This window comes from Pseudomonas sp. C9 (genome assembly GCF_002000165.1).
Taxonomy (GTDB): Bacteria; Pseudomonadota; Gammaproteobacteria; order Pseudomonadales; family Pseudomonadaceae; genus Aquipseudomonas.
This window is the reverse complement of sequence record NZ_MPAK01000001.1, coordinates 1958793-1978733: the sequence shown is the minus strand read 5'-3', so window position 1 is coordinate 1978733 and position 19941 is coordinate 1958793. Positions and strand designations below refer to the sequence as shown.

Below are 19941 nucleotides of genomic sequence, written 5' to 3'. Positions count from 1 at the left end.
CGGCGGTGTCTGTCGGCAAGTTGTCGTTTAGCGACATGCAATGGTTATGGGGTTGGGCGCTCGGTTCGATTGGTGCATGATGCAAAGTAGCGAATAAATCGAGAAGTCTCATGCTGGACGAGCTACTGCATCGAGTTAGTAACCACACCCCTCGCACACTGGAAACCGACAAGCGTTTCCCGGAAGCCGCGGTACTGGTGCCCATCACTCGCAGTGATGAGCCGGAACTGGTTCTGACCCTGCGCGCCAGCGGGCTCTCGACCCATGGTGGTGAAGTGGCCTTTCCCGGTGGTCGTCGCGATCCCGAGGACCCCGACCTGATTTTCACCGCGCTACGTGAGGCTGAAGAAGAAATTGGCTTGCCGCCGGGTCTGGTTGAAGTGATCGGCCCGCTTAGCCCGCTGATCTCCCTGCACGGTATCAAGGTCACACCCTATGTCGGGGTGATTCCGGATTTTGTCGAGTACCGGGCCAACGATGCCGAGATCGCCGCCGTCTTTAGCGTGCCGCTCGAGTTTTTCCGCAAGGACCCGCGCGAACACACCCATCGCATCGATTACCAGGGCCGTAGCTGGTACGTTCCGAGCTATCGGTATGGCGAATACAAAATCTGGGGCCTCACGGCGATTATGATCGTCGAGTTGATCAATCTGCTCTATGACGCGAAAATCAGCCTGCATCAACCGCCCAAGAGTTTTATCAACACCTGAAGCCATCGTTCGTATGGCGTGAACCGTGCTGTGCATAAGCCTGCCTGGCCTTGAGGACAACAAGATGAAATATCGCCTGGGCGACGCCCGCGTCGAAACCCACCCGCAGAGCTGGGTCGCACCCAATGCCGTACTGGTGGGCAAGGTCAAACTGGAAGAGGGTGCCAATGTCTGGTTCAACGCCGTACTGCGCGGCGACAACGAACTGATCCTGATCGGCAAGAACAGCAACGTCCAGGACGGCACCGTGATGCACACCGACATGGGCTTCCCGCTGACCATCGGCACCGGCGTGACCATCGGCCACAATGCCATGCTTCACGGTTGCACCGTGGGCGACTACAGCTTGATCGGTATTAATGCCGTGATTCTCAACGGCGCGAAAATCGGCAAAAACTGCATCATTGGCGCCAATTCGCTGATCGGCGAAGGCAAGGAAATCCCGGACGGTTCGCTGGTCATGGGCTCGCCGGGCAAAGTGGTGCGTGAGCTGACCGAGCCGCAGAAGAAGATGCTGGAGGCCAGCGCCGCTCACTATGTGCATAACTCGCAACGCTATGCCCGTGATCTGGTCGAGCAGGAAGAATGAGCGCCACTGAACGACCGGTGCTATCGCCCTGCGTGAACATTTGCGCGTTGGACGAGGATGATATTTGCACCGGGTGCCAGCGCACGGTGGAAGAGATTACCCGCTGGAGCCGGATGACCAACGACGAGCGCCGCGCGGTGTTGGGGTTGTGTCATGAACGGGCCAAGTCCAGCGGGCTGGTCTGGATGATCGGTAAAACCCCGGACCTGTAGCAGCTGGCGAAGGCTGCGTCCGGCTGCGTAGCAGTCGTAGATCCTGAGCGTGAGGTTTGCCTGAATGGCTCAATGGCCTGATTTTACGACTGCTTCGCAGTCGGACGCAGGCTGCGCCAGCTGCTACAGGTTCGTGTTCGGGTTTGGTTGTTGGGCAGGGCTGAAGTAATCTGTGCGCCAAATTGACAGGTATCCCCACGCCCCATGCTCTTCCTGATCGCTTACATCAGCAGCGTCGTGCTGATCAACTACGCCTTTTCCACCGCTCCGCACCTGGACATCATCTGGTCGGCCTGGGGTGGTCTGGTGTTCGTGTTGCGCGACATGGTGCAGACCCGTTTCGGTCACGGCGCCATCGCCGCGATGCTGGCGGCGCTGGTCCTGTCCTATGTCACCTCCGATCCGTCCATTGCCTTGGCCAGCGCCACGGCGTTTGCCGTGTCCGAGTGCATCGACTGGCTGGTGTTCAGCATCACCAAGCGCCCGCTGCACGACCGCCTGTGGATAAGTTCGGCGCTGAGCATTCCCCTCGATACCTTTATCTTCTTTGGCATGATCGACGCGTTCACCCCGGCCGTGATCCTCACGGCCATGGGCTCGAAGTTCGCGGGCGTGACCGCCGTGTGGCTGATCATGGCCTGGCGCTTGCGCAAACAGGCCGTCGTCAGCTGAAGCCAAACCCTCTGGTTCATGTAAAATGCCGCGCTTTCTCCCCATGGGAAGCGCGTGGCGCATCCCTCGATGATCCGCTTCTTGAGGACCTGAGATGACCCGTATCGGAACTCCATTGTCGCCAACCGCGACCCGCGTATTGCTGTGTGGCTGTGGTGAGTTGGGCAAGGAAGTGGTGATCGAGCTGCAACGCCTGGGCGTTGAAGTGATTGCCGTGGATCGCTACGCCAATGCACCCGCCATGCAAGTCGCCCATCGCAGCCATGTGATCAACATGCTCGACGGCGCCGCCCTGCGTGCAGTGATCGAAGCCGAGAAGCCGCACTTCATCGTGCCGGAAATCGAAGCCATCGCCACGGCCACCCTGGTCGAACTGGAAGCCGAAGGCTTCACCGTGATCCCGACCGCTCGTGCTGCACAGCTGACCATGAACCGCGAGGGTATCCGTCGCCTGGCCGCCGAAGAGCTGGACCTGCCGACTTCGCCGTACCACTTCGCCGATACCTTCGAGGACTACAGCAAAGCGGTCGAAGACCTCGGTTTCCCTTGTGTGGTCAAACCGGTCATGAGCTCGTCGGGTAAAGGCCAGAGCCTGCTGCGTAGCGCTGATGACGTGAAGACCGCTTGGGATTACGCGCAAGAAGGCGGTCGAGCCGGCAAAGGTCGGGTGATCATCGAAGGGTTCATCGACTTTGACTACGAAATTACCCTGCTGACCGTGCGTCATGTGGGCGGCACCACGTTCTGCGCGCCAGTCGGTCACCGTCAGGAGAAAGGCGACTATCAGGAATCCTGGCAGCCACAAGCCATGAGCCCGGTTGCCCTGGCTGAGTCCGAGCGTGTTGCCAAAGCCGTGACTGAAGCCTTGGGCGGTCGTGGGATTTTCGGCGTCGAGTTGTTCATCAAAGGCGATCAGGTGTGGTTCAGCGAAGTGTCGCCGCGTCCGCATGACACGGGCCTCGTCACCTTGATTTCCCAGGACCTGTCGCAGTTCGCGCTGCACGCACGGGCAATTCTGGGCCTGCCGGTCCCATTGATCCGTCAGTTCGGTCCTTCGGCTTCTGCGGTGATTCTGGTGGAAGGGCAGTCGACCCAGACCGCTTTCGCTAACCTGGGTGCTGCGTTGAGCGAGCCGGACACGGCGTTGCGTTTGTTTGGCAAGCCAGAAGTGAACGGTCAGCGCCGGATGGGTGTGGCGTTGGCGCGTGATGAGTCGATTGAAGCGGCTCGCGCCAAGGCGACTCGTGCTTCTCAGGCTGTTGTTGTAGAGCTGTAACCGAGGCGAGGCCATCGCGGGCAAGCCCGGCTCCCACAGAGATCGCATTCCGTCAGAAAGAATGCGGTTCCTGTGGGCGCCGGGCTTGCTCCGGGCGGCGTTCCGACGATGACTGACTATCAGGCCACCCGATTCAAATCGTTGTGACGTGTTTCCTTCAGGCACAGCACCGCAATCAAGCTCAGCACCGCCGCCCCCGACACATACCCGCCGACATAACTCAGTCCCCCCATCGCCACCAGTTTCTGTGCGAAGAACGGTGCCGCCGAGGCTCCGACGATCCCGCCCAGGTTGTACGCGGCCGATGCACCGGTGTAGCGAACGTGAGTCGGAAACAGCTCAGGCAACAGCGCACCCATCGGCGCAAACGTCACGCCCATCAGAAACAGCTCGATGCACAGGAACAATGCCACGCCCCAGGTCGAACCGTGGGTCAGTAGCGGCTCCATCAAGAACCCCGACAGCATCGCCAGCACACCGCCGATGATCAGCACTGGCTTGCGTCCGTAACGGTCGCTGGCCCACGCCGACAGTGGGGTGGCTGCCGCCATGAACAGCACTGCGAAGCACAGCAAGGCGAGGAAGGTTTCACGGGTATAGCCGAGGGTCGACACGCCATAACTCAGCGAAAACACGGTCGAGATGTAGAACAGCGCGTAGCACACGACCATCGAGCCGGCACCCAACAGCATCGGCGCCCAGTATTGGCTGAGCAACTCGATCAGCGGGATCTTCACCCTTTCCTGGCGGGCCATGGCATTGGCGAACACCGGGGTTTCGTGGAGTTTGAGACGCACATACAGGCCGACCATGACCAGTGCGGCGCTGAGCAGGAACGGAATGCGCCAGCCCCACGAGCGGAATTGCTCGTCGTTCAGGGTCATGGCCAGTGTCAGGAACAGGCCGTTCGCCGCCAGAAAGCCAATCGAAGGGCCAAGCTGCGGAAACATGCCGAACCAGGCGCGTTTGCCCTTGGGGGCATTCTCGGTCGCCAGCAACGCCGCGCCCCCCCATTCGCCGCCCAGTCCCAGGCCTTGGCCGAAGCGCAGCACACAAAGCAGGATCGGCGCCCAGGCACCGATGCTGTCGTAGCCCGGCAACACGCCGATCAACGTGGTGCAGACGCCCATCAACAGCAGCGAGGCAACGAGTGTCGATTTTCGGCCGATACGGTCACCGAAGTGGCCGAACAGCGCTGAGCCCAGTGGTCGTGCAAGAAAGGCGATGCCGAAAGTTAGGAATGCCGACAGCATTTGCGCGGTGCCGGAGGTCTGCGGAAAGAACACCGGACCGATCACCAGTGCGGCCGCCGTGGCATAGACGTAGAAGTCGTAAAACTCGATGGCGGTACCGATGAAACTCGCGGTGGCCACGCGGGTGGCGGAGTTGGTCGGTTGTGCAGGTGTGGTTTGGGTGTAAGTCGTGCTGGTCGTCATGCGGTTATCCCTGACAGTCATGTGCCCCAGTGGAGCGAATTATTATGGTCGAACACCCAGGGATGTGGGCTTAACGCAGAGTGCGGGTAGCACTGGAGTAAGGCGGGGCTTGGGTAAGCGACTCGATTATAGGAAGGCTGCTAACGATCAAACAAGCGCAAATCCTTGTAGCTGCTGCCGAAGGCTGCGTCCGGCTACGCAGCAGTCGTAAACCCTGTACACGCGGACGCCCTGAAACACCGCATTGTCCGGTATTACGACTGCTGCGCAGCCGGACGCAGCCTTCGGCAGCTGCTACAGGGGTTGAGGCTAGAGGATTGCTGGCACTGAGCTGGTATGCCAGATCAGCACCCGCGTGACACGGTTATCTTCGGTTTCCAGAATCTCCAGGCGATAGCGTCCGATCTTCAGGCATACGGCGCTGTCCGGAATGGTCTCCAGGGCCTCGGTCACCAACCCGTTAAGGGTTTTTGGACCATCGCTGGGTAAATGCCAGCCCAGGCTCTTGTTCAGTTCGCGAATCGATGCCGCCCCTTCGATCACCAGGCGCCCGTCGGCCTGTGGATGAATGTGCGGATTCTTCAGGCTGTGTTGGCTTTCGAACTCGCCGACGATCTCTTCAAGAATGTCTTCCAGGGTCACGATACCGAGCACTTCGCCGTACTCGTCGACCACCATGCCCAAGCGTCGCTGCTGCTTGTGGAAATTCAGCAGCTGCAGCTGCAGCGGCGTGCTTTCCGGTACGAAATAAGGGTCGTGGCTGGCCGCCATCAGCGCATCCAGGGTCAAGCTTGCATCGCCTAGCAAGTGACGGATGTGCCGGGTGTTGAGGACGGCTTCGACCTGGTTGATATCGCTGTGGAATACCGGCAGGCGCGTGCGCTTGTTATGACGCAACTGCTCGATGATTTCTTCAATCGGGTCGTCGAGGTTGATGCCGTCGACGTCGCTGCGCGGCACCAGAATGTCGTTGACCGTGATGTTGTCCAGCGCGTGGATGCCGGACAGTGGATGCGGGCGGCAGACGCCGTGGTCCTGATCGTCATGGCGATCCGTGGGCATTTCGTCTTCGCTCTGCTGCACCACTTTGACTTTGCGGGCGAACGGTCGCATCAGCAACTGGCTGATGCCATTGAGCATCCAGGCGAGCGGGTAGATGATTTTCAGGGGCGCGCCGAGCAAGGTGTTGCCCAGGTTCAGCACGGCGTCCGGATAGCGAGTGGCGAGGGTGCGTGGCAGGTAGTCAGCGAATATCAGCAGCGCGGCGCCGGCGCCGATGCAGGCAGCCCACGGACCATTGGCCGACCAGGTGAAGATCGCCAGCAAGGTGCTGATGACCATGACCAGCGCGCGGCACAGGGTATTACAGAAGATCAGGCTGTTGAGTGGAAAGCTCAGCTTCGCCACCGGTTTGTCGCTCGAGCGCGATGCGGTCCGCTGGGCCAGCAAATGCTGGTGTGCCACTTCGATAGCGGTAAACAGCCCCGACCATAAAATCAGCAGGGCCAATACCGCGAGCATCGGCCCTATGGGCAAGTCGTCCATTAATGCCGCTCGTCAGATATGCAGGATGTATTCACGAACCAGCTTGCTGCCGAAATACGCCAGCATCAGCAGGCAGAAACCGGCGAGGGTCCAGCGAATCGCCTTGTGGCCGCGCCAACCGAGGCGGTTACGGCCCCACAACAGCACGCTGAAGACAACCCAGGCCAGGCACGCCAGCAAGGTTTTATGCACCAGATGCTGGGCGAACAGGTTGTCGACAAACAACCAGCCGGAGATCAACGACAACGATAGCAGGGTCCAGCCAGCCCACAGGAAACCGAACAGCAGGCTTTCCATGGTTTGCAGCGGCGGGAAGTTCTTGATCAGCCCTGACGGATGTTTGTGCTTGAGCTGATGGTCCTGAACCAGCAGCAACAACGACTGGAACACCGCAATGGTAAACATGCCGTAAGCGAGTATCGACAAGAGAATATGGGCGAGGATGCCCGGTTCTTCGTCGATGACCTGTACGGTGCCGGCCGGGGCGAGCTGCGCCAGCAACACGGTCGCGGCCCCCAGCGGGAACAGCAATATAAGCAGGTTTTCCACCGGGATCCGTGAACAGGCCAGCAGGGTCAGTGCGATGACCGCTGCGGCAATCAGGCTGGCGGCGCTGAAAAAATCCAGGCCCAGGCCGATCGGCGTCAGCAGATGGGTGAACAGGCTGGCGCTGTGAGCCAGGACGGCCAGCACGCCGAGCGTGACCAGCAGGCGCTTGTTCGCCTTGGCGCCGGTGGCCAGACGAGAGCCCTGATAAAGAGTCGCAGCGGCATATAAGCAGGCGGCGGCGAGGGTAGTAAGCAAACTGGGTGACAAGGGGAGCATAAATCCTGTTAGGCAGGCCCGAAAGGCGCTGAGTTTGGCATAGAACCCCCGCGGCACGAAAGTGCGAGGTGTCCGCCAGACGCAGTCTTCGCTATAATCCGCGACCTGCCCACGCCGCAGGCTCGCCGAGCACATGTTTATTCCGGTCTGGGCCGCCATTATCCCGGTCTACACAGGGCCTGAAAGGATCGCGCAATGTTTGAAAACTTAACCGACCGTCTCTCGCAGACGCTGCGCCATGTCACCGGCAAGGCCAAGCTGACCGAAGACAACATCAAAGACACCCTGCGTGAAGTGCGCATGGCGTTGCTCGAAGCTGACGTCGCCTTGCCCGTGGTCAAAGACTTCGTCAACTCGGTCAAGGAGCGCGCTGTCGGCACCGAGGTGTCGCGCAGCCTGACGCCGGGCCAGGCCTTTGTGAAGATCGTCCAGGCCGAGCTCGAAAGCCTGATGGGCGCAGCCAACGAAGACCTGAACCTGAGCGCCGTTCCACCCGCCGTGATCCTGATGGCCGGCTTGCAGGGCGCGGGTAAAACCACCACCGCCGGCAAACTTGCGCGCTTCCTAAAGGAGCGCAAGAAGAAGTCGGTCATGGTCGTGTCCGCGGACGTTTACCGTCCGGCGGCGATCAAGCAGCTGGAAATGCTCGCGGGTGAAGTCGGCGTTACCTTCTTCCCGTCCGACCTGAGCCAGAAGCCGGTCGACATCGCGCAAGCGGCTATAAAAGAAGCAAAGCTTAAGTTCATTGATGTGGTTATCGTCGATACCGCCGGTCGCCTGCACATCGACGAAGAGATGATGGGCGAGATCAAGGCGCTGCACGCCGCGATCAACCCGGTTGAAACCCTGTTCGTGGTTGACGCCATGACCGGCCAGGATGCCGCCAACACGGCCAAGGCCTTCGGCGATGCGCTGCCGCTGACCGGTGTGATCCTGACCAAGGTCGACGGCGATGCCCGTGGCGGTGCCGCCCTGTCGGTTCGCGCCATCACCGGCAAGCCGATCAAGTTCATCGGTATGGGCGAGAAGAGCGAAGCGCTCGATCCGTTCCACCCTGAGCGTATTGCTTCACGCATCCTCGGCATGGGCGACGTGCTCAGCCTGATCGAACAGGCCGAAGCGACCCTCGACAAGGACAAGGCCGACAAACTGGCCAAGAAACTGAAGAAGGGTAAGGGCTTCGACCTCGAAGACTTCCGCGATCAGTTGCAACAAATGAAGAACATGGGCGGCCTTGGCGGGCTCATGGACAAGCTGCCGAACATGGGCGGCGTGAATCTGGCGCAGATGGGCAACGCCCAGGGTGCGGCAGAGAAGCAATTCAAGCAGATGGAAGCCATCATCAACTCCATGACCCCGGCCGAGCGCCGCGACCCTGAGATGATCAGTGGTTCGCGCAAACGCCGGATCGCCATGGGTTCCGGCACTCAGGTGCAGGACATCGGTCGCTTGATCAAGCAGCACAAGCAGATGCAGAAGATGATGAAGAAATTCTCCGCGAAAGGCGGAATGGCCAAAATGATGCGCGGCATGGGCGGTATGTTGCCCGGCGGCGGCATGCCGAAGATGTAAAGAATCCGCGCCGGTCATCGCACCGGCGCAGACCCGCAAGGATGCGGGATCTCCAGCAAACCCGCACTTGGCGGGAGCTGACCGGCCGTTTTCAACGACGGCTCTATAGCAAATCTGGATGGCGTCCGATAGGCCGCCGGAAAAAGTCATTTGCAAAAGTCCGGATATTCCTTAGAATATGCGGCCTTTCGGGCACCTATGCCCGCTGTGCCTTTAGATTTGCAGCACCGACTACAGGAACGATGTTCACATGCTAACAATCCGTCTTGCCCTTGGCGGCTCCAAAAAGCGCCCGTTTTACCACTTGACCGTAACCGACAGCCGCAACCCGCGCGACGGTTCGCACAAGGAACAGGTTGGTTTCTTCAACCCTGTTGCTCGTGGTCAAGAAGTCCGTCTGTCCGTGAACCAAGAGCGCGTAGCCTACTGGCTGAGCGTTGGTGCACAACCTTCTGAGCGTGTTGCTCAGTTGTTGAAGGAATCTGCTAAGGCTGCGGCCTGAGCAATATGAACGCGACGCCAGTTGTTGCCGATGATTTGATCGTTATTGGCAAAATTTATTCTGTTCATGGCGTTCGCGGCGAAGTGAAGGTGTACTCCTTTACTGATCCAATTAAAAACCTGCTGGAATACAAAACCTGGACGCTCAAGCGTGACGGTAATGTAAAGCAGGTAGAGCTGGTCAGCGGACGCGGGAATGACAAATTCCTGGTCGCAAAGCTCAAGGATCTCGATGATCGCGAAGAAGCTCGTCTTCTGGCCGGTTATGAGATCTGCGTGCCGCGCAACCTGTTCCCTGAACTGACCGACGGCGAGTACTACTGGTACCAGCTGGAAGGTCTCAAGGTTATCGACACACTCGGGCAATTGTTCGGGAAGATCGATCACCTGTTAGAGACTGGCTCGAACGATGTCATGGTGGTCAAGCCTTGCGCTGGCAGCCTGGATGATCGCGAACGTCTGTTGCCCTATACGGAGCAATGCGTGTTGGCTGTCGACCTGGCCGCAGGCGAGATGAAGGTGGATTGGGACGCGGATTTCTAAGCGTGGCTAACTTGCGCGTAGAAGTGATCAGTTTGTTTCCCGAGATGTTCTCCGCCATCAGCGAGTACGGCATCACCAGTCGGGCGGTGAAACAGGGGCTGTTGCAGCTCACCTGTTGGAATCCGCGAGACTACACGACGGATCGACATCACACTGTGGATGATCGCCCATTTGGCGGTGGTCCGGGCATGGTGATGAAGATCAAGCCCCTGGAAGATGCACTGGTTCAGGCCAAGGCAGCAGCCGGGGAGGCGGCGAAGGTAATTTACCTGTCCCCCCAAGGCCGTCAACTGACTCAGTCGGCGGTGCGCGAGTTGGCGAATCTGGATGCATTGATCCTGATTGCCGGCCGCTATGAAGGCATTGACGAGCGTTTTATTGAAGCTCATGTCGATGAAGAGTGGTCGATTGGCGACTATGTACTGTCTGGCGGCGAGCTGCCGGCGATGGTCCTGATCGATGCGGTTACACGACTGCTGCCTGGAGCTTTAGGGCATGCGGACTCCGCCGAGGAAGATTCCTTTACGGATGGTTTGCTGGATTGCCCGCACTACACCCGACCGGAGGTGTATGCGGATCAGCGTGTTCCCGACGTATTGCTAAGTGGCAATCACGCGCACATCCGGCGTTGGCGTTTACAGCAGTCCCTTGGTAGGACCTTTGAACGACGCGCCGATCTTCTGGAAAGCCGCTCGCTTTCTGGAGAAGAGAAGAAGCTGCTCGAGGAATACATCCGCGAGCGGGACGATAGTTAACAACGTATCGATGGTAAATCCGTTGATTTACCTTAGGAGCACAGCATGACTAACAAAATCATCCTTGCACTCGAAGCAGAGCAGATGACCAAAGAAATCCCTACCTTTGCCCCGGGCGACACCATTGTCGTTCAGGTGAAAGTGAAGGAAGGCGACCGTGCACGTCTGCAAGCGTTCGAAGGCGTTGTAATCGCCAAGCGTAACCGCGGCGTAAACAGTGCATTCACCGTTCGTAAAATCTCCAACGGTGTTGGCGTAGAGCGTACTTTCCAGACCTACAGCCCGCAAATCGACAGCATGGCCGTTAAACGTCGCGGTGACGTACGTAAAGCCAAGCTGTACTACCTGCGTGACCTGTCCGGTAAAGCAGCTCGCATCAAGGAAAAACTGGCTTAAGTCCAGCTTCCGATGCAAAAAAAAGCAGCCTGCGGGCTGCTTTTTTGTTGCCTGCGATTTCTCAGGCGCAGACGGTGTCTGGCTGAATCAGCGCGAGCAGCGTCCACCCCGCCGAAGGTTTCAGCGAACTGCCAGGCGTCACCACATGCACCCATCCGCTGGCATCGCGGATGAACAACAACGTTGCCCGATCCCCGTGCAGTTCCCGGTAGTCTTCCAAATCAAATTCCTCTGTCAGATGCGTGCTGTAGAGCTCGGCGCCCTGGCTGAGCAGACTGGCCAGTTTGCCGTAGGTCATTCCCTCGCTGCCGAGCAAGCGCCCACGATGCTTGCGGCTCGCCCGATGCTTGTCGGTGCGGCGGCTGTCCTGGCCGCTGGCTACGCCGAACATGCGCTGATGACCAAAGTCATGACGAAAGCGCATGGTCGCCACCGTGTTCAATTCGCCCGAAGGTGACAGGGTCAGCAAATGCCCCAGGCCAACCAGATCCAGATGAGCATCGGCATGCTGTGATGCCGGATTGCCGAAGTAGGTGGGCAGACCGTCCATTCGCGCCGCCCGAATGTTCTCCCAACTTGAATCCGTCAGCAGTACTCGACTGCCCAGTTGTTGCAAGGCTTTGCCCACGGTTCGCGCCGGGCCGTTGGCGCCGACGATGAGGAAGCCGCTGGGCGCTGGTTCAGCGACTTTCAATAACCGGGCTAACGGTCGAGCCGTGGCACTTTGCAGTACCACCGTGCCGATGATCACAGCAAACGTCAGCGGCACCAGCAGCAAGGCACCTTCATGGCCGGCTTCATCCAGACGAATCGCGAAAATCGCCGAGACCGCCGCCGCCACAATCCCTCTCGGTGCGATCCAGGCCAGCAGCGCACGTTCACGCCAGCTCAGGCTTGAACCCGCCGTGGAAAGCATCACGTTCAATGGCCGGGCAATCAACTGAATGATCAGCAGCAGAATCAGCACCAGCGGCCCCAGTGCAATCAAGGCGTTCAAGTCCAGCCGCGCGGCCAGCAGAATGAATAGCCCGGAGATCAGCAGCACACTGAGGTTCTCCTTGAAGTGCAGGATGTCGCGCACATCCACGCCCTTCATGTTGGCCAGCCACATCCCCATCAACGTCACCGCCAGCAATCCGGATTCGTTCATGACTTCATTGGCCGCAATGAAAATCCCCAACACCGCCGCGAGCGCTGCCAGGTTGTGCAGGTATTCGGGCAGCCATTGGCGTCGGATGATCGTGCCGAGCACCCAGCCCCCGGCGATCCCGCATAAGCTGCCGCACACAATCACGCCACCGAAAGTCAGCAGGCTTTGGCTCCAGCCATCACCCGAGGCGCGGGCGATGATAAAGCTGTAAACCACCACGGCGAGCAGGGCACCAATCGGGTCGATGACGATGCCTTCCCAGCGCAGGATGTTGGCGATCGAGGCTTTCGGCCGCACTACGCGCAACATCGGCACGATCACCGTGGGCCCGGTGACCAGCGTCAGGCTGCCGAAGAGTATGGCGAGCAACCAGTCGAAACCCAGCAAGTAATGGGTCGCGACGGCGATGACCACCCAGGTCGAGAGCGCGCCGATGGTGACCAGTCGATGCACCACGCTGCCAATCTCGCGCCATTCTGAAAGGTGCAGGGTCAGGCTGCCTTCAAACAGGATCAGTGCCACCGCCAGCGATACCAGCGGCATCAGCAATGGTCCGAACATTTCCAGCGGGTCGAGCAGACCCAGAACCGGCCCGACCAGAATCCCGGTCAACAATAGAAACAGAATCGCCGGTAACTTGAGGCGCCAGGCCAACCATTGGCAGCCCAACGCTGCCGCACCGATACCGCCAAAAACCAACAGAATCTGCTGTTCGCTCATTGAAGCTCCTGTTCCTTGAAGTGGCGGGCTATGAAAGACTAGCGGCCATTTTTACAGTTCACCTTTTTTCGCGCGCAGTCCCGAGACTGTGTGCCTAGAGCGCCCATGCCTGCTATCGATCATCCGCTGATAGACCAGTTTCTCGACGCCCTGTGGCTGGAGAAAGGTCTTTCCGACAATACCCGCGATGCTTATCGCAGCGACCTGGCCCTGTTCAACGGTTGGCTGCAGGAGAAGGATCTGGAGCTGATCAACGCCGGTCGTGAGCTGATCCTCGATCATCTGGCCTGGCGCTTGGAGCAGAACTACAAACCCCGTTCCACCGCGCGATTTCTCTCGGGTGTGCGTGGCTTTTATCGCTATCTGCTGCGGGAAAAGTTGATCGCTGTCGATCCGACCTTGCGCGTCGACATGCCTCAGTTGGGCAGGCCTTTGCCTAAATCCCTGTCGGAAGCCGACGTTGAAGCCTTGCTCAAGGCGCCGGACTTGAGCGAAGCGATCGGCCAGCGTGACCGCGCCATGCTCGAAGTGCTGTATGCCTGTGGCTTGCGGGTGACCGAGTTGATCAGCCTGACCCTGGAGCAAGTCAACTTGCGTCAAGGCGTGTTGCGGGTGATGGGCAAGGGCAGCAAGGAACGATTGGTGCCGATGGGGGAGGAAGCGATTGTCTGGGTTGAGCGCTACATGCGCGATGCCCGTGGCGAACTGCTCGGCGGGCGCCCCAGCGATGTGCTGTTCCCGAGTCTGCGCGGCGAGCAAATGACCCGCCAGACCTTCTGGCACCGCATCAAGCACCAGGCCAAGGTCGCCGGGATCGGCAAGTCGCTGTCGCCGCACACGTTGCGCCATGCCTTCGCCACGCACCTGCTCAACCATGGTGCTGACTTGCGGGTGGTGCAAATGCTGCTGGGCCACAGCGATTTGTCCACCACCCAGATCTACACTCATGTAGCCCGGGCGCGCTTGCAAGACCTGCACGCCAAACATCACCCGCGCGGTTAACACAGGACTGTGTAGCCGCTGGCGAAGCCTGCGTTCGACTGCGCAGCAGCCGTAAACCCTGAGCCCGCGGTTTAACTGATACACCTCTGTGTCTGATTTAACGACTGCTGCGCAGTCGAACGCAGGCTTCGCCAGCTGCTACATAAAAGCGTCGTGCACGGTGAGTGAGATGACTTACGACAGGCGCATTCGGCCACACGGACCTTATGTGGTAGGCTTTGCCGGTTTGCACGATGGGCGTTTATGACCCGGTGTTTCGGCACGGGCGTTCTGATCGTCCCATTTGTCCGCCTTCAGGAGTTCTCATGCGTCTGACCCAGATTTTCGCCGCCGCCGCCATTGCGTTGGTCAGCACCTTTGCCGTCGCCGATGACGCGGCCGACAAAGCCATTCGTAAAAGCCTGGAAAACCTCCAGCTCGACGTGCCCGTCGAAACCATTACGGCCAGCCCGTTGCCAGGGATGTACGAAGTCAAACTCAAGGGCAGCCGTGTGCTGTATGCCAGCGCCGACGGCCAGTATGTCGTTCAGGGCTACCTGTTCCAGCTCAAGGATGGCAAACCGGTCAACCTGACCGAGAAGACCGAGCGCCTGGGTATTTCCAAACTGGTCAACGACATTCCTGTGGCTGAAACCGTGGTCTACCCGGCCATTGGCGAAACCAAGTCGCACATCACCGTATTTACCGACACCACCTGCCCGTACTGCCACAAACTGCACGCCGAAGTGCCTGAGCTGAACAAGCGCGGCATTGAAGTGCGCTACGTTGCGTTCCCACGCCAGGGCCTGGGTTCGCCGGGTGACGAACAGCTGCAAGCGGTCTGGTGCTCCAAGGACAAGAAAGCGGCCATGGACAAAATGGTCGATGGCAAGGAAATCAAGGCCGCCAAGTGCGATAACCCGGTTTCCAAGCAGTTCGCCCTCGGTCAGTCGATCGGCGTGAACGGTACACCGGCCATCGTTTTGGCCGACGGTCAGGTCATTCCGGGCTACCAGCCGGCGCCACAAGTCGCCAAACTGGCACTGGGCGCGAAGTAAATTCGCATCGTCACGGTCAGCCATTGACGATCATGGTCCGGCAGCCACATCGCCGGGCCATTAATAGAGAACCGCGAGCACGCGGTTGTTTTCACGGCCGACCTTGCGTCGGCCGTTTTATGGGGAGTTCACAGTGAAACCGGTCAAAGTAGGCATCTGTGGGTTAGGAACCGTCGGTGGCGGTACCTTCAACGTACTTCAGCGCAACGCCGAGGAAATTGCTCGTCGTGCCGGGCGTGGAATCGAAGTGGCACAAATTGCCATGCGCACGCCAAAGCCTCAGTTCCAGACGACCGGTATTGCGATTACCAACGATGTCTTCGAAGTGGCCACGAACCCTGAGATCGACATCGTTATAGAGCTGATGGGCGGCTATACCGTTGCCCGCGAGCTGGTACTCAAGGCCATCGAGAATGGCAAGCATGTGGTCACCGCGAATAAGGCATTGATTGCCGTTCACGGTAATGAAATTTTTGCCAAGGCACGCGAGAAAGGCGTGATCGTGGCGTTCGAAGCGGCGGTGGCCGGTGGCATTCCGGTGATCAAGGCGATCCGTGAAGGCCTGTCCGCCAACCGTATCAACTGGGTCGCCGGGATCATCAATGGCACCGGCAACTTCATCCTCACCGAAATGCGCGAGAAGGGTCGCACCTTCGAAGACGTGCTGGCCGAGGCGCAAGCCCTGGGTTACGCCGAAGCTGACCCGACGTTCGACGTTGAAGGCATCGACGCAGCCCACAAGCTGACGATCCTGGCGTCCATCGCGTTCGGTATCCCGCTGCAGTTCGACAAGGCTTACACCGAAGGCATCACCAAGCTGACCACTGCTGACGTGAACTATGCCGAAGCGCTGGGCTACCGCATCAAGCACCTGGGCGTTGCACGCAGCACCGCCAGCGGTATCGAACTGCGCGTACACCCGACGCTGATCCCGGCTGATCGCCTGATCGCCAACGTCAACGGCGTGATGAACGCGGTCATGGTCAACGGCGACGCTGCCGGTTCGACCTTGTTCTACGGTGCTGGCGCCGGCATGGAGCCAACGGCTTCGTCCGTGATCGCTGACCTGGTGGACGTGGTTCGCGCCATGACGTCCGACCCGGAAAACCGTGTGCCGCACCTGGCCTTCCAGCCGGACTCGCTGTCGGCTCACCCGATCCTGCCGATCGAAGCCTGCGAAAGCGCCTACTACCTGCGCATTCAGGCCAAGGACCATCCGGGCGTGTTGGCCCAGGTGGCGAGCATCCTGTCGGAGCGCGGCATCAACATCGAGTCGATCATGCAGAAGGAAGCCGAGGAACACGACGGCCTGGTGCCGATGATCCTGCTGACCCATCGCGTGCTGGAACAGCACATCAACGATGCGATCGCCGCTCTCGAAGCCCTGGCGGGCGTCGTCGGTCCGGTTGTACGGATCCGCGTCGAGCACCTGAACTAAGCCGATATCGTTGACCGGGCTCGCTTGCGGGCCCGGCACTACGAACACTGTCCATTGGAGTCAGTCATGCGTTACATCAGTACCCGCGGCCAGGCACCGGCCCTGAATTTCGAAGACGTCCTGCTGGCAGGTCTTGCCACCGACGGCGGTCTGTACGTCCCGGAAAACCTGCCACGTTTCACCCAGGAAGAAATTGCCTCCTGGGCCGGCCTGCCGTATCACGAACTGGCCTTCCGGGTCATGCGCCCGTTCGTTACCGGCAGCATTCCCGACGCCGATTTCAAAAAGATCCTTGAAGAAACCTACGGCGTGTTCTCGCACAACGCCGTGGCACCGTTGCGTCAGCTGAACGGCAATGAATGGGTGTTGGAACTGTTCCACGGCCCGACCCTGGCGTTTAAAGACTTCGCCCTGCAACTGCTCGGTCGTTTGCTCGACTACGTGCTGGAAAAGCGCGGTGAGCGCGTGGTGATTGTCGGCGCTACTTCCGGCGACACCGGTTCGGCAGCCATCGAAGGCTGCAAGCACTGCGAAAACGTCGACATCTTCATCCTGCACCCGCATAACCGCGTGTCGGAAGTGCAGCGTCGCCAGATGACCACGATCTTCGGCGAGAACATCCATAACATCGCCATCGAAGGCAACTTCGATGACTGCCAGGAAATGGTCAAGGCGAGCTTCGCTGACCAGAGCTTCCTCAAAGGCACACGTCTGGTGGCGGTGAACTCGATCAACTGGGCGCGGATCATGGCCCAGATCGTTTACTATTTCCACGCAGCGCTGCAGCTGGGTGGCCCGGCGCGTTCGGTATCGTTCTCGGTGCCGACCGGCAACTTCGGCGACATCTTCGCCGGTTACCTGGCGCGCAACATGGGCCTGCCGATCAACCAGTTGATCGTCGCTACCAACCGCAACGACATCCTGCACCGCTTCATGAGCGGTAATCAGTACGTCAAGGAAACCCTGCACGCCACGCTGTCGCCGTCGATGGACATCATGGTGTCGTCGAACTTCGAACGCCTGCTGTTTGACCTGCACGGTCGCAACGGTGCAGCCATTGCCGGCCTGATGGACAGCTTCAAACAGGGTGGCGGTTTCAGCGTTGAAGAGGAACGCTGGACCGAAGCCCGCAAGCTGTTTGATTCGCTGGCCGTGGATGATGCACAAACCTGCGAAACCATCGCCGAAGTGTACGAGCAGACCGGCGAATTGCTGGATCCGCACACGGCCATCGGCGTGAAAGCTGCGCGCGAGTGTCGTCGTAGCCTGGATATTCCAATGGTGATTCTGGGGACGGCCCATCCGGTCAAATTCCCGGACGCGGTGGAGAAGGCTGGCGTAGGAAAAGCGCTTGAGCTCCCTGCACATCTTTCTGATTTGTTTGAGCGAGATGAGCGTTGCACCGTGTTGCCGAACGACCTGAAAGCTGTACAGGCCTTTGTCAGTCAGCATGGCAACCGTGGTAAACCCTTGTAAGCGCTAAAAGCTGTCACATTTTGAAGCCCGTCTCCTGACGGGCTTTCTCGTTTCTGCATGCCACACTTGTCCCACTTCGTTAATGAAGAGCCGCCTATGACGGACAGACGAGTTGAACAGCAAGGAAGTGGTGATGCAGTTTTTCAAAGGATTAAAACCAGCCGTGTGCTGGATGTTTTTACTCATTGCCCTGGGTTTTGCTCAAGGGGCAACAGCAGCGCAATTGGCAGTGCCGCAGTCCGCGGAGCCTGCCGTCAGAGCGATGATCGAGCTCGACGCCCAAGAACGTGAATGGATTGCTGCACACCCTCGGGTGATTGTCGCTTCGGCGCAGTACCCGCTGTATCTGTTCAAGGATGAGCTCGGTCAATGGAGCGGCTTGAACAACGATTTGCTCAACCGCATCAGCGCCATGACAGGCTTGCAATTTGTTCACGAAGAGACGTTTTCCACTGATCAGTTGATGGGGCGTCTGGAAAGTGGAGCCGCGGACATGACCACGACGCTGGCAATGAATGACGAGCGCAAGACGTTTATGGATTTCAGTCACTCGTTCGGGGGCGCTGGCTGGGTGCTGATCGGGCGCGCGGGGATGCCTGTCGTTGAGTCTCTGGATCAAATGGCAAAACGGGTGCTGGTGCTACCGGCCAGGCATGCGCTGGAGGCGACGATTCGTCGTGACCATCCGGCGATCGTGTTGCGCTCGGTGAAAACCTATGCCGAAGGCCGGGCGCTGGTCGAGAGCGGTGAAGCGTATGCCACCATCGAAAACGAAATCGGCGCGCATCTCTATCCCGCGGGACAGCTTAAGGTGTGGCATACCCTGGAGGGAAAGTGGGACCCCGATTACCTGGCGGTCCGCAAAGGCCAGGCGCAGTTGTTGAGTATCCTCAACAAAGCGCTCGAAGCTTTTCCGCCTGCCGAGTTGCGCGCCATTCGCTTGAAATGGCTCGACGGTATCAGCCCGGTGCACGCGCCCACTGTATGGCAGCGGCTAAGCCAGTGGGGTTGCTGGGGAGTGGTCTTCGTCAGTCTGTTTGGCTTGCTGTCGTTGCTGTGGAGTCGTCGCTTCACGGTGTTGATCAAGAAACGGCTGGAAGCGGAGAAAAGCCTCGGCGACCAACTCGCCTTTCAGCACGCCTTGATGGATGCCATGCCCGATCCGATGTTTGTGCGTGATCTGGAAGGGCGTTTGATCATGTGCAACAAAAGTTACGAGGAGAGCCTGGCGACCCGTTTCGAGCAGATTCAGGGCCGACAGTTGATTGAACTGGATGTCTTGCCCAAAGCGACTGCTGAACGTTTGCATGCCGAGTTCATCAGCCAATTGAGTACGCGCAAGGCCCGGTTCAGCGAGCGTCAATTGCAGTTCAAGAACGGTATCAGGGATATCTACCAGTGGACGGTGCCGTTCTATAGCGCCGATGGCCAATTGCGTGGTTTGTTGGGCGGCTGGACGGACAGGGGGCGGAGCCGCGACGGGTGATGCGCTTGTTTTTTCCCTGTCATCTTTGCCGTGCATGCTCTAACAACCAGAGGCGCCGACGCGCGTGTACCTGGAATCCAGAACTTTCTACTCGGGCCAGTGGTCACTAATTGTGAGCACGCCCCAGGCACTTTGTTTTCGGACTATTGAGTGGTGATCGAGATGGAAAGTATCAGTCTGTTGCTCGGTGAAGCGCTGAGCCCGTATCAGGTCACGCTGTCCCCGTCGGGTGCCCATGGCGAATGCCTGGTAACACTGAAAAATGCGATCGGCGTCATTGTCGTCGAACGAGCCTTCAATCAGGCTCAGTTGACCGACAAACGTCTGCTGACCGACGTCGTCGACGGCTTGCACCGCGACGTGCTCATTGCCGAAGGACGGCTGGAGCCTTGCGTTATCGCGGCATTGCGCAATGCCGCTCAGGACAAAATGCTGGCTAGCCGAAATTGAAGTGACATCTGTGGGAACCTTCCTGCGCACAGATCAGTCAGACCCTACAGCAGCAGGATCAAGCATTGTGCTCCGGTGCTTGTCGCTTGCTGTTACGGGTCTTTATGTAGGCCACGTTTAACCCCGAGTTGTCTCCCCACTGCTCGGGGT

Annotated in this window: 20 protein-coding genes; 16 read left to right on the top strand and 4 right to left on the bottom strand. The window is 59.1% G+C overall.

Annotated features, from left to right (window positions below):
* Positions 1-110 precede the first annotated feature (110 nt).
* The 5 genes from BMS17_RS09385 to purT all read left to right on the top strand — a co-directional run bounded on the left by BMS17_RS09385 (position 111) and on the right by purT (position 3459).
* Positions 111-710 carry a CoA pyrophosphatase gene (locus BMS17_RS09385; RefSeq protein ID WP_007944856.1) on the top strand — a complete coding sequence of 200 codons (600 nt, stop codon included), beginning with the start codon at positions 111-113 and terminating at the stop codon, positions 708-710.
* 64 nt (positions 711-774) lie between these two features.
* Entirely contained in the window at positions 775-1299 is a 525-nt protein-coding gene (locus BMS17_RS09380; protein WP_034154816.1) for a gamma carbonic anhydrase family protein, read from the top strand.
* On the top strand, positions 1296-1511 hold the full coding sequence (locus BMS17_RS09375; protein WP_077430820.1) for a DUF1289 domain-containing protein: 216 nt from the start codon (positions 1296-1298) through the stop codon (positions 1509-1511). Before BMS17_RS09380 ends, BMS17_RS09375 begins: the two co-directional genes overlap by 4 nt.
* A 204-nt stretch (positions 1512-1715) precedes the next feature.
* A complete protein-coding gene (locus BMS17_RS09370) occupies positions 1716-2183 on the top strand; it encodes a VUT family protein (RefSeq protein WP_008151608.1) in 468 nt (155 codons plus the stop codon).
* A gap of 94 nt (positions 2184-2277) precedes the next feature.
* Positions 2278-3459, top strand: a complete 1182-nt coding sequence (gene purT / locus BMS17_RS09365; protein ID WP_046029021.1) for a formate-dependent phosphoribosylglycinamide formyltransferase — start codon at positions 2278-2280, stop codon at positions 3457-3459.
* Positions 3460-3578: 119 nt separating this feature from the next.
* On the opposite strand, the gene BMS17_RS09360 is transcribed toward purT, so the two are convergent.
* From BMS17_RS09360 to BMS17_RS09350, 3 genes are all read right to left on the bottom strand, one after another.
* A complete protein-coding gene (locus tag BMS17_RS09360; RefSeq protein WP_077430819.1) occupies positions 3579-4895 on the bottom strand; it encodes an MFS transporter in 1317 nt (438 codons plus the stop codon).
* Positions 4896-5204: 309 nt separating this feature from the next.
* The gene (locus BMS17_RS09355) at positions 5205-6440 is read right to left on the bottom strand and encodes a transporter associated domain-containing protein (RefSeq protein WP_046029025.1); all 1236 of its coding nucleotides are present in this window, start codon (positions 6438-6440) and stop codon (positions 5205-5207) included.
* A gap of 12 nt (positions 6441-6452) precedes the next feature.
* Positions 6453-7265 carry an inner membrane protein YpjD gene (locus BMS17_RS09350; RefSeq protein WP_046029026.1) on the bottom strand — a complete coding sequence of 271 codons (813 nt, stop codon included), beginning with the start codon at positions 7263-7265 and terminating at the stop codon, positions 6453-6455.
* Between the two features lie 195 nt (positions 7266-7460).
* Between BMS17_RS09350 and ffh the strand changes: the two genes are divergently transcribed.
* From ffh to rplS, 5 genes are all read left to right on the top strand, one after another.
* Positions 7461-8837, top strand: a complete 1377-nt coding sequence (gene ffh / locus BMS17_RS09345; protein ID WP_034149000.1) for a signal recognition particle protein — start codon at positions 7461-7463, stop codon at positions 8835-8837.
* Positions 8838-9087: 250 nt separating this feature from the next.
* Positions 9088-9339 (top strand): 30S ribosomal protein S16, encoded by a 252-nt coding sequence (gene rpsP, locus BMS17_RS09340; protein ID WP_003198088.1) that lies wholly within the window; start codon positions 9088-9090, stop codon positions 9337-9339.
* 5 nt (positions 9340-9344) lie between these two features.
* Positions 9345-9881, top strand: a complete 537-nt coding sequence (rimM, locus tag BMS17_RS09335) for a ribosome maturation factor RimM (protein WP_046029032.1) — start codon at positions 9345-9347, stop codon at positions 9879-9881.
* A gap of 2 nt (positions 9882-9883) precedes the next feature.
* Positions 9884-10636 (top strand): tRNA (guanosine(37)-N1)-methyltransferase TrmD, encoded by a 753-nt coding sequence (gene trmD / locus BMS17_RS09330; protein WP_010463006.1) that lies wholly within the window; start codon positions 9884-9886, stop codon positions 10634-10636.
* 45 nt (positions 10637-10681) lie between these two features.
* Positions 10682-11032, top strand: coding sequence for a 50S ribosomal protein L19 (rplS, locus tag BMS17_RS09325; RefSeq protein WP_030139558.1), 351 nt, complete (start codon positions 10682-10684; stop codon positions 11030-11032).
* Between the two features lie 61 nt (positions 11033-11093).
* Here rplS and BMS17_RS09320 read toward each other — a convergent pair whose 3' ends face one another.
* A complete protein-coding gene (locus tag BMS17_RS09320) occupies positions 11094-12902 on the bottom strand; it encodes a sodium:proton antiporter (protein WP_077430818.1) in 1809 nt (602 codons plus the stop codon).
* Positions 12903-13007: 105 nt separating this feature from the next.
* On the opposite strand from BMS17_RS09320, the gene xerD reads away from it, so the two are divergent.
* From xerD to BMS17_RS09290, 6 genes are all read left to right on the top strand, one after another.
* Positions 13008-13904: a site-specific tyrosine recombinase XerD gene (gene xerD, locus BMS17_RS09315; RefSeq protein WP_046029039.1), complete on the top strand. Its 897-nt coding sequence runs from the start codon at positions 13008-13010 to the stop codon at positions 13902-13904.
* Between the two features lie 305 nt (positions 13905-14209).
* A complete protein-coding gene (gene dsbC / locus BMS17_RS09310; RefSeq protein WP_046029041.1) occupies positions 14210-14941 on the top strand; it encodes a bifunctional protein-disulfide isomerase/oxidoreductase DsbC in 732 nt (243 codons plus the stop codon).
* Positions 14942-15074: 133 nt separating this feature from the next.
* Positions 15075-16379, top strand: coding sequence for a homoserine dehydrogenase (locus BMS17_RS09305; RefSeq protein ID WP_046029043.1), 1305 nt, complete (start codon positions 15075-15077; stop codon positions 16377-16379).
* Between the two features lie 66 nt (positions 16380-16445).
* Positions 16446-17855 (top strand): threonine synthase, encoded by a 1410-nt coding sequence (gene thrC, locus BMS17_RS09300; protein ID WP_077430817.1) that lies wholly within the window; start codon positions 16446-16448, stop codon positions 17853-17855.
* A gap of 133 nt (positions 17856-17988) precedes the next feature.
* The gene (locus BMS17_RS09295; RefSeq protein ID WP_046029046.1) at positions 17989-19341 is read left to right on the top strand and encodes a transporter substrate-binding domain-containing protein; all 1353 of its coding nucleotides are present in this window, start codon (positions 17989-17991) and stop codon (positions 19339-19341) included.
* Between the two features lie 162 nt (positions 19342-19503).
* Positions 19504-19791 (top strand): DUF3509 domain-containing protein, encoded by a 288-nt coding sequence (locus tag BMS17_RS09290; RefSeq protein ID WP_046029048.1) that lies wholly within the window; start codon positions 19504-19506, stop codon positions 19789-19791.
* Positions 19792-19941 lie beyond the last annotated feature (150 nt).

What these genes read in the sequence shown, in the direction of transcription:
- BMS17_RS09385 (WP_007944856.1), top strand. Translation starts at nt 111, where the DNA reads ATGCTGGACGAGCTACTGCATCGAGTTAGTAACCACACCCCTCGCACA.
- BMS17_RS09380 (WP_034154816.1), top strand. Translation starts at nt 775, where the DNA reads ATGAAATATCGCCTGGGCGACGCCCGCGTCGAAACCCACCCGCAGAGC.
- BMS17_RS09375 (WP_077430820.1), top strand. Translation starts at nt 1,296, where the DNA reads ATGAGCGCCACTGAACGACCGGTGCTATCGCCCTGCGTGAACATTTGC.
- BMS17_RS09370 (WP_008151608.1), top strand. Translation starts at nt 1,716, where the DNA reads ATGCTCTTCCTGATCGCTTACATCAGCAGCGTCGTGCTGATCAACTAC.
- purT (WP_046029021.1), top strand. Translation starts at nt 2,278, where the DNA reads ATGACCCGTATCGGAACTCCATTGTCGCCAACCGCGACCCGCGTATTG.
- BMS17_RS09360 (WP_077430819.1), bottom strand. Translation starts at nt 4,895, where the DNA reads ATGACGACCAGCACGACTTACACCCAAACCACACCTGCACAACCGACC.
- BMS17_RS09355 (WP_046029025.1), bottom strand. Translation starts at nt 6,440, where the DNA reads ATGGACGACTTGCCCATAGGGCCGATGCTCGCGGTATTGGCCCTGCTG.
- BMS17_RS09350 (WP_046029026.1), bottom strand. Translation starts at nt 7,265, where the DNA reads ATGCTCCCCTTGTCACCCAGTTTGCTTACTACCCTCGCCGCCGCCTGC.
- ffh (WP_034149000.1), top strand. Translation starts at nt 7,461, where the DNA reads ATGTTTGAAAACTTAACCGACCGTCTCTCGCAGACGCTGCGCCATGTC.
- rpsP (WP_003198088.1), top strand. Translation starts at nt 9,088, where the DNA reads ATGCTAACAATCCGTCTTGCCCTTGGCGGCTCCAAAAAGCGCCCGTTT.
- rimM (WP_046029032.1), top strand. Translation starts at nt 9,345, where the DNA reads ATGAACGCGACGCCAGTTGTTGCCGATGATTTGATCGTTATTGGCAAA.
- rplS (WP_030139558.1), top strand. Translation starts at nt 10,682, where the DNA reads ATGACTAACAAAATCATCCTTGCACTCGAAGCAGAGCAGATGACCAAA.
- BMS17_RS09320 (WP_077430818.1), bottom strand. Translation starts at nt 12,902, where the DNA reads ATGAGCGAACAGCAGATTCTGTTGGTTTTTGGCGGTATCGGTGCGGCA.
- xerD (WP_046029039.1), top strand. Translation starts at nt 13,008, where the DNA reads ATGCCTGCTATCGATCATCCGCTGATAGACCAGTTTCTCGACGCCCTG.
- dsbC (WP_046029041.1), top strand. Translation starts at nt 14,210, where the DNA reads ATGCGTCTGACCCAGATTTTCGCCGCCGCCGCCATTGCGTTGGTCAGC.
- thrC (WP_077430817.1), top strand. Translation starts at nt 16,446, where the DNA reads ATGCGTTACATCAGTACCCGCGGCCAGGCACCGGCCCTGAATTTCGAA.
- BMS17_RS09295 (WP_046029046.1), top strand. Translation starts at nt 17,989, where the DNA reads ATGCAGTTTTTCAAAGGATTAAAACCAGCCGTGTGCTGGATGTTTTTA.
- BMS17_RS09290 (WP_046029048.1), top strand. Translation starts at nt 19,504, where the DNA reads ATGGAAAGTATCAGTCTGTTGCTCGGTGAAGCGCTGAGCCCGTATCAG.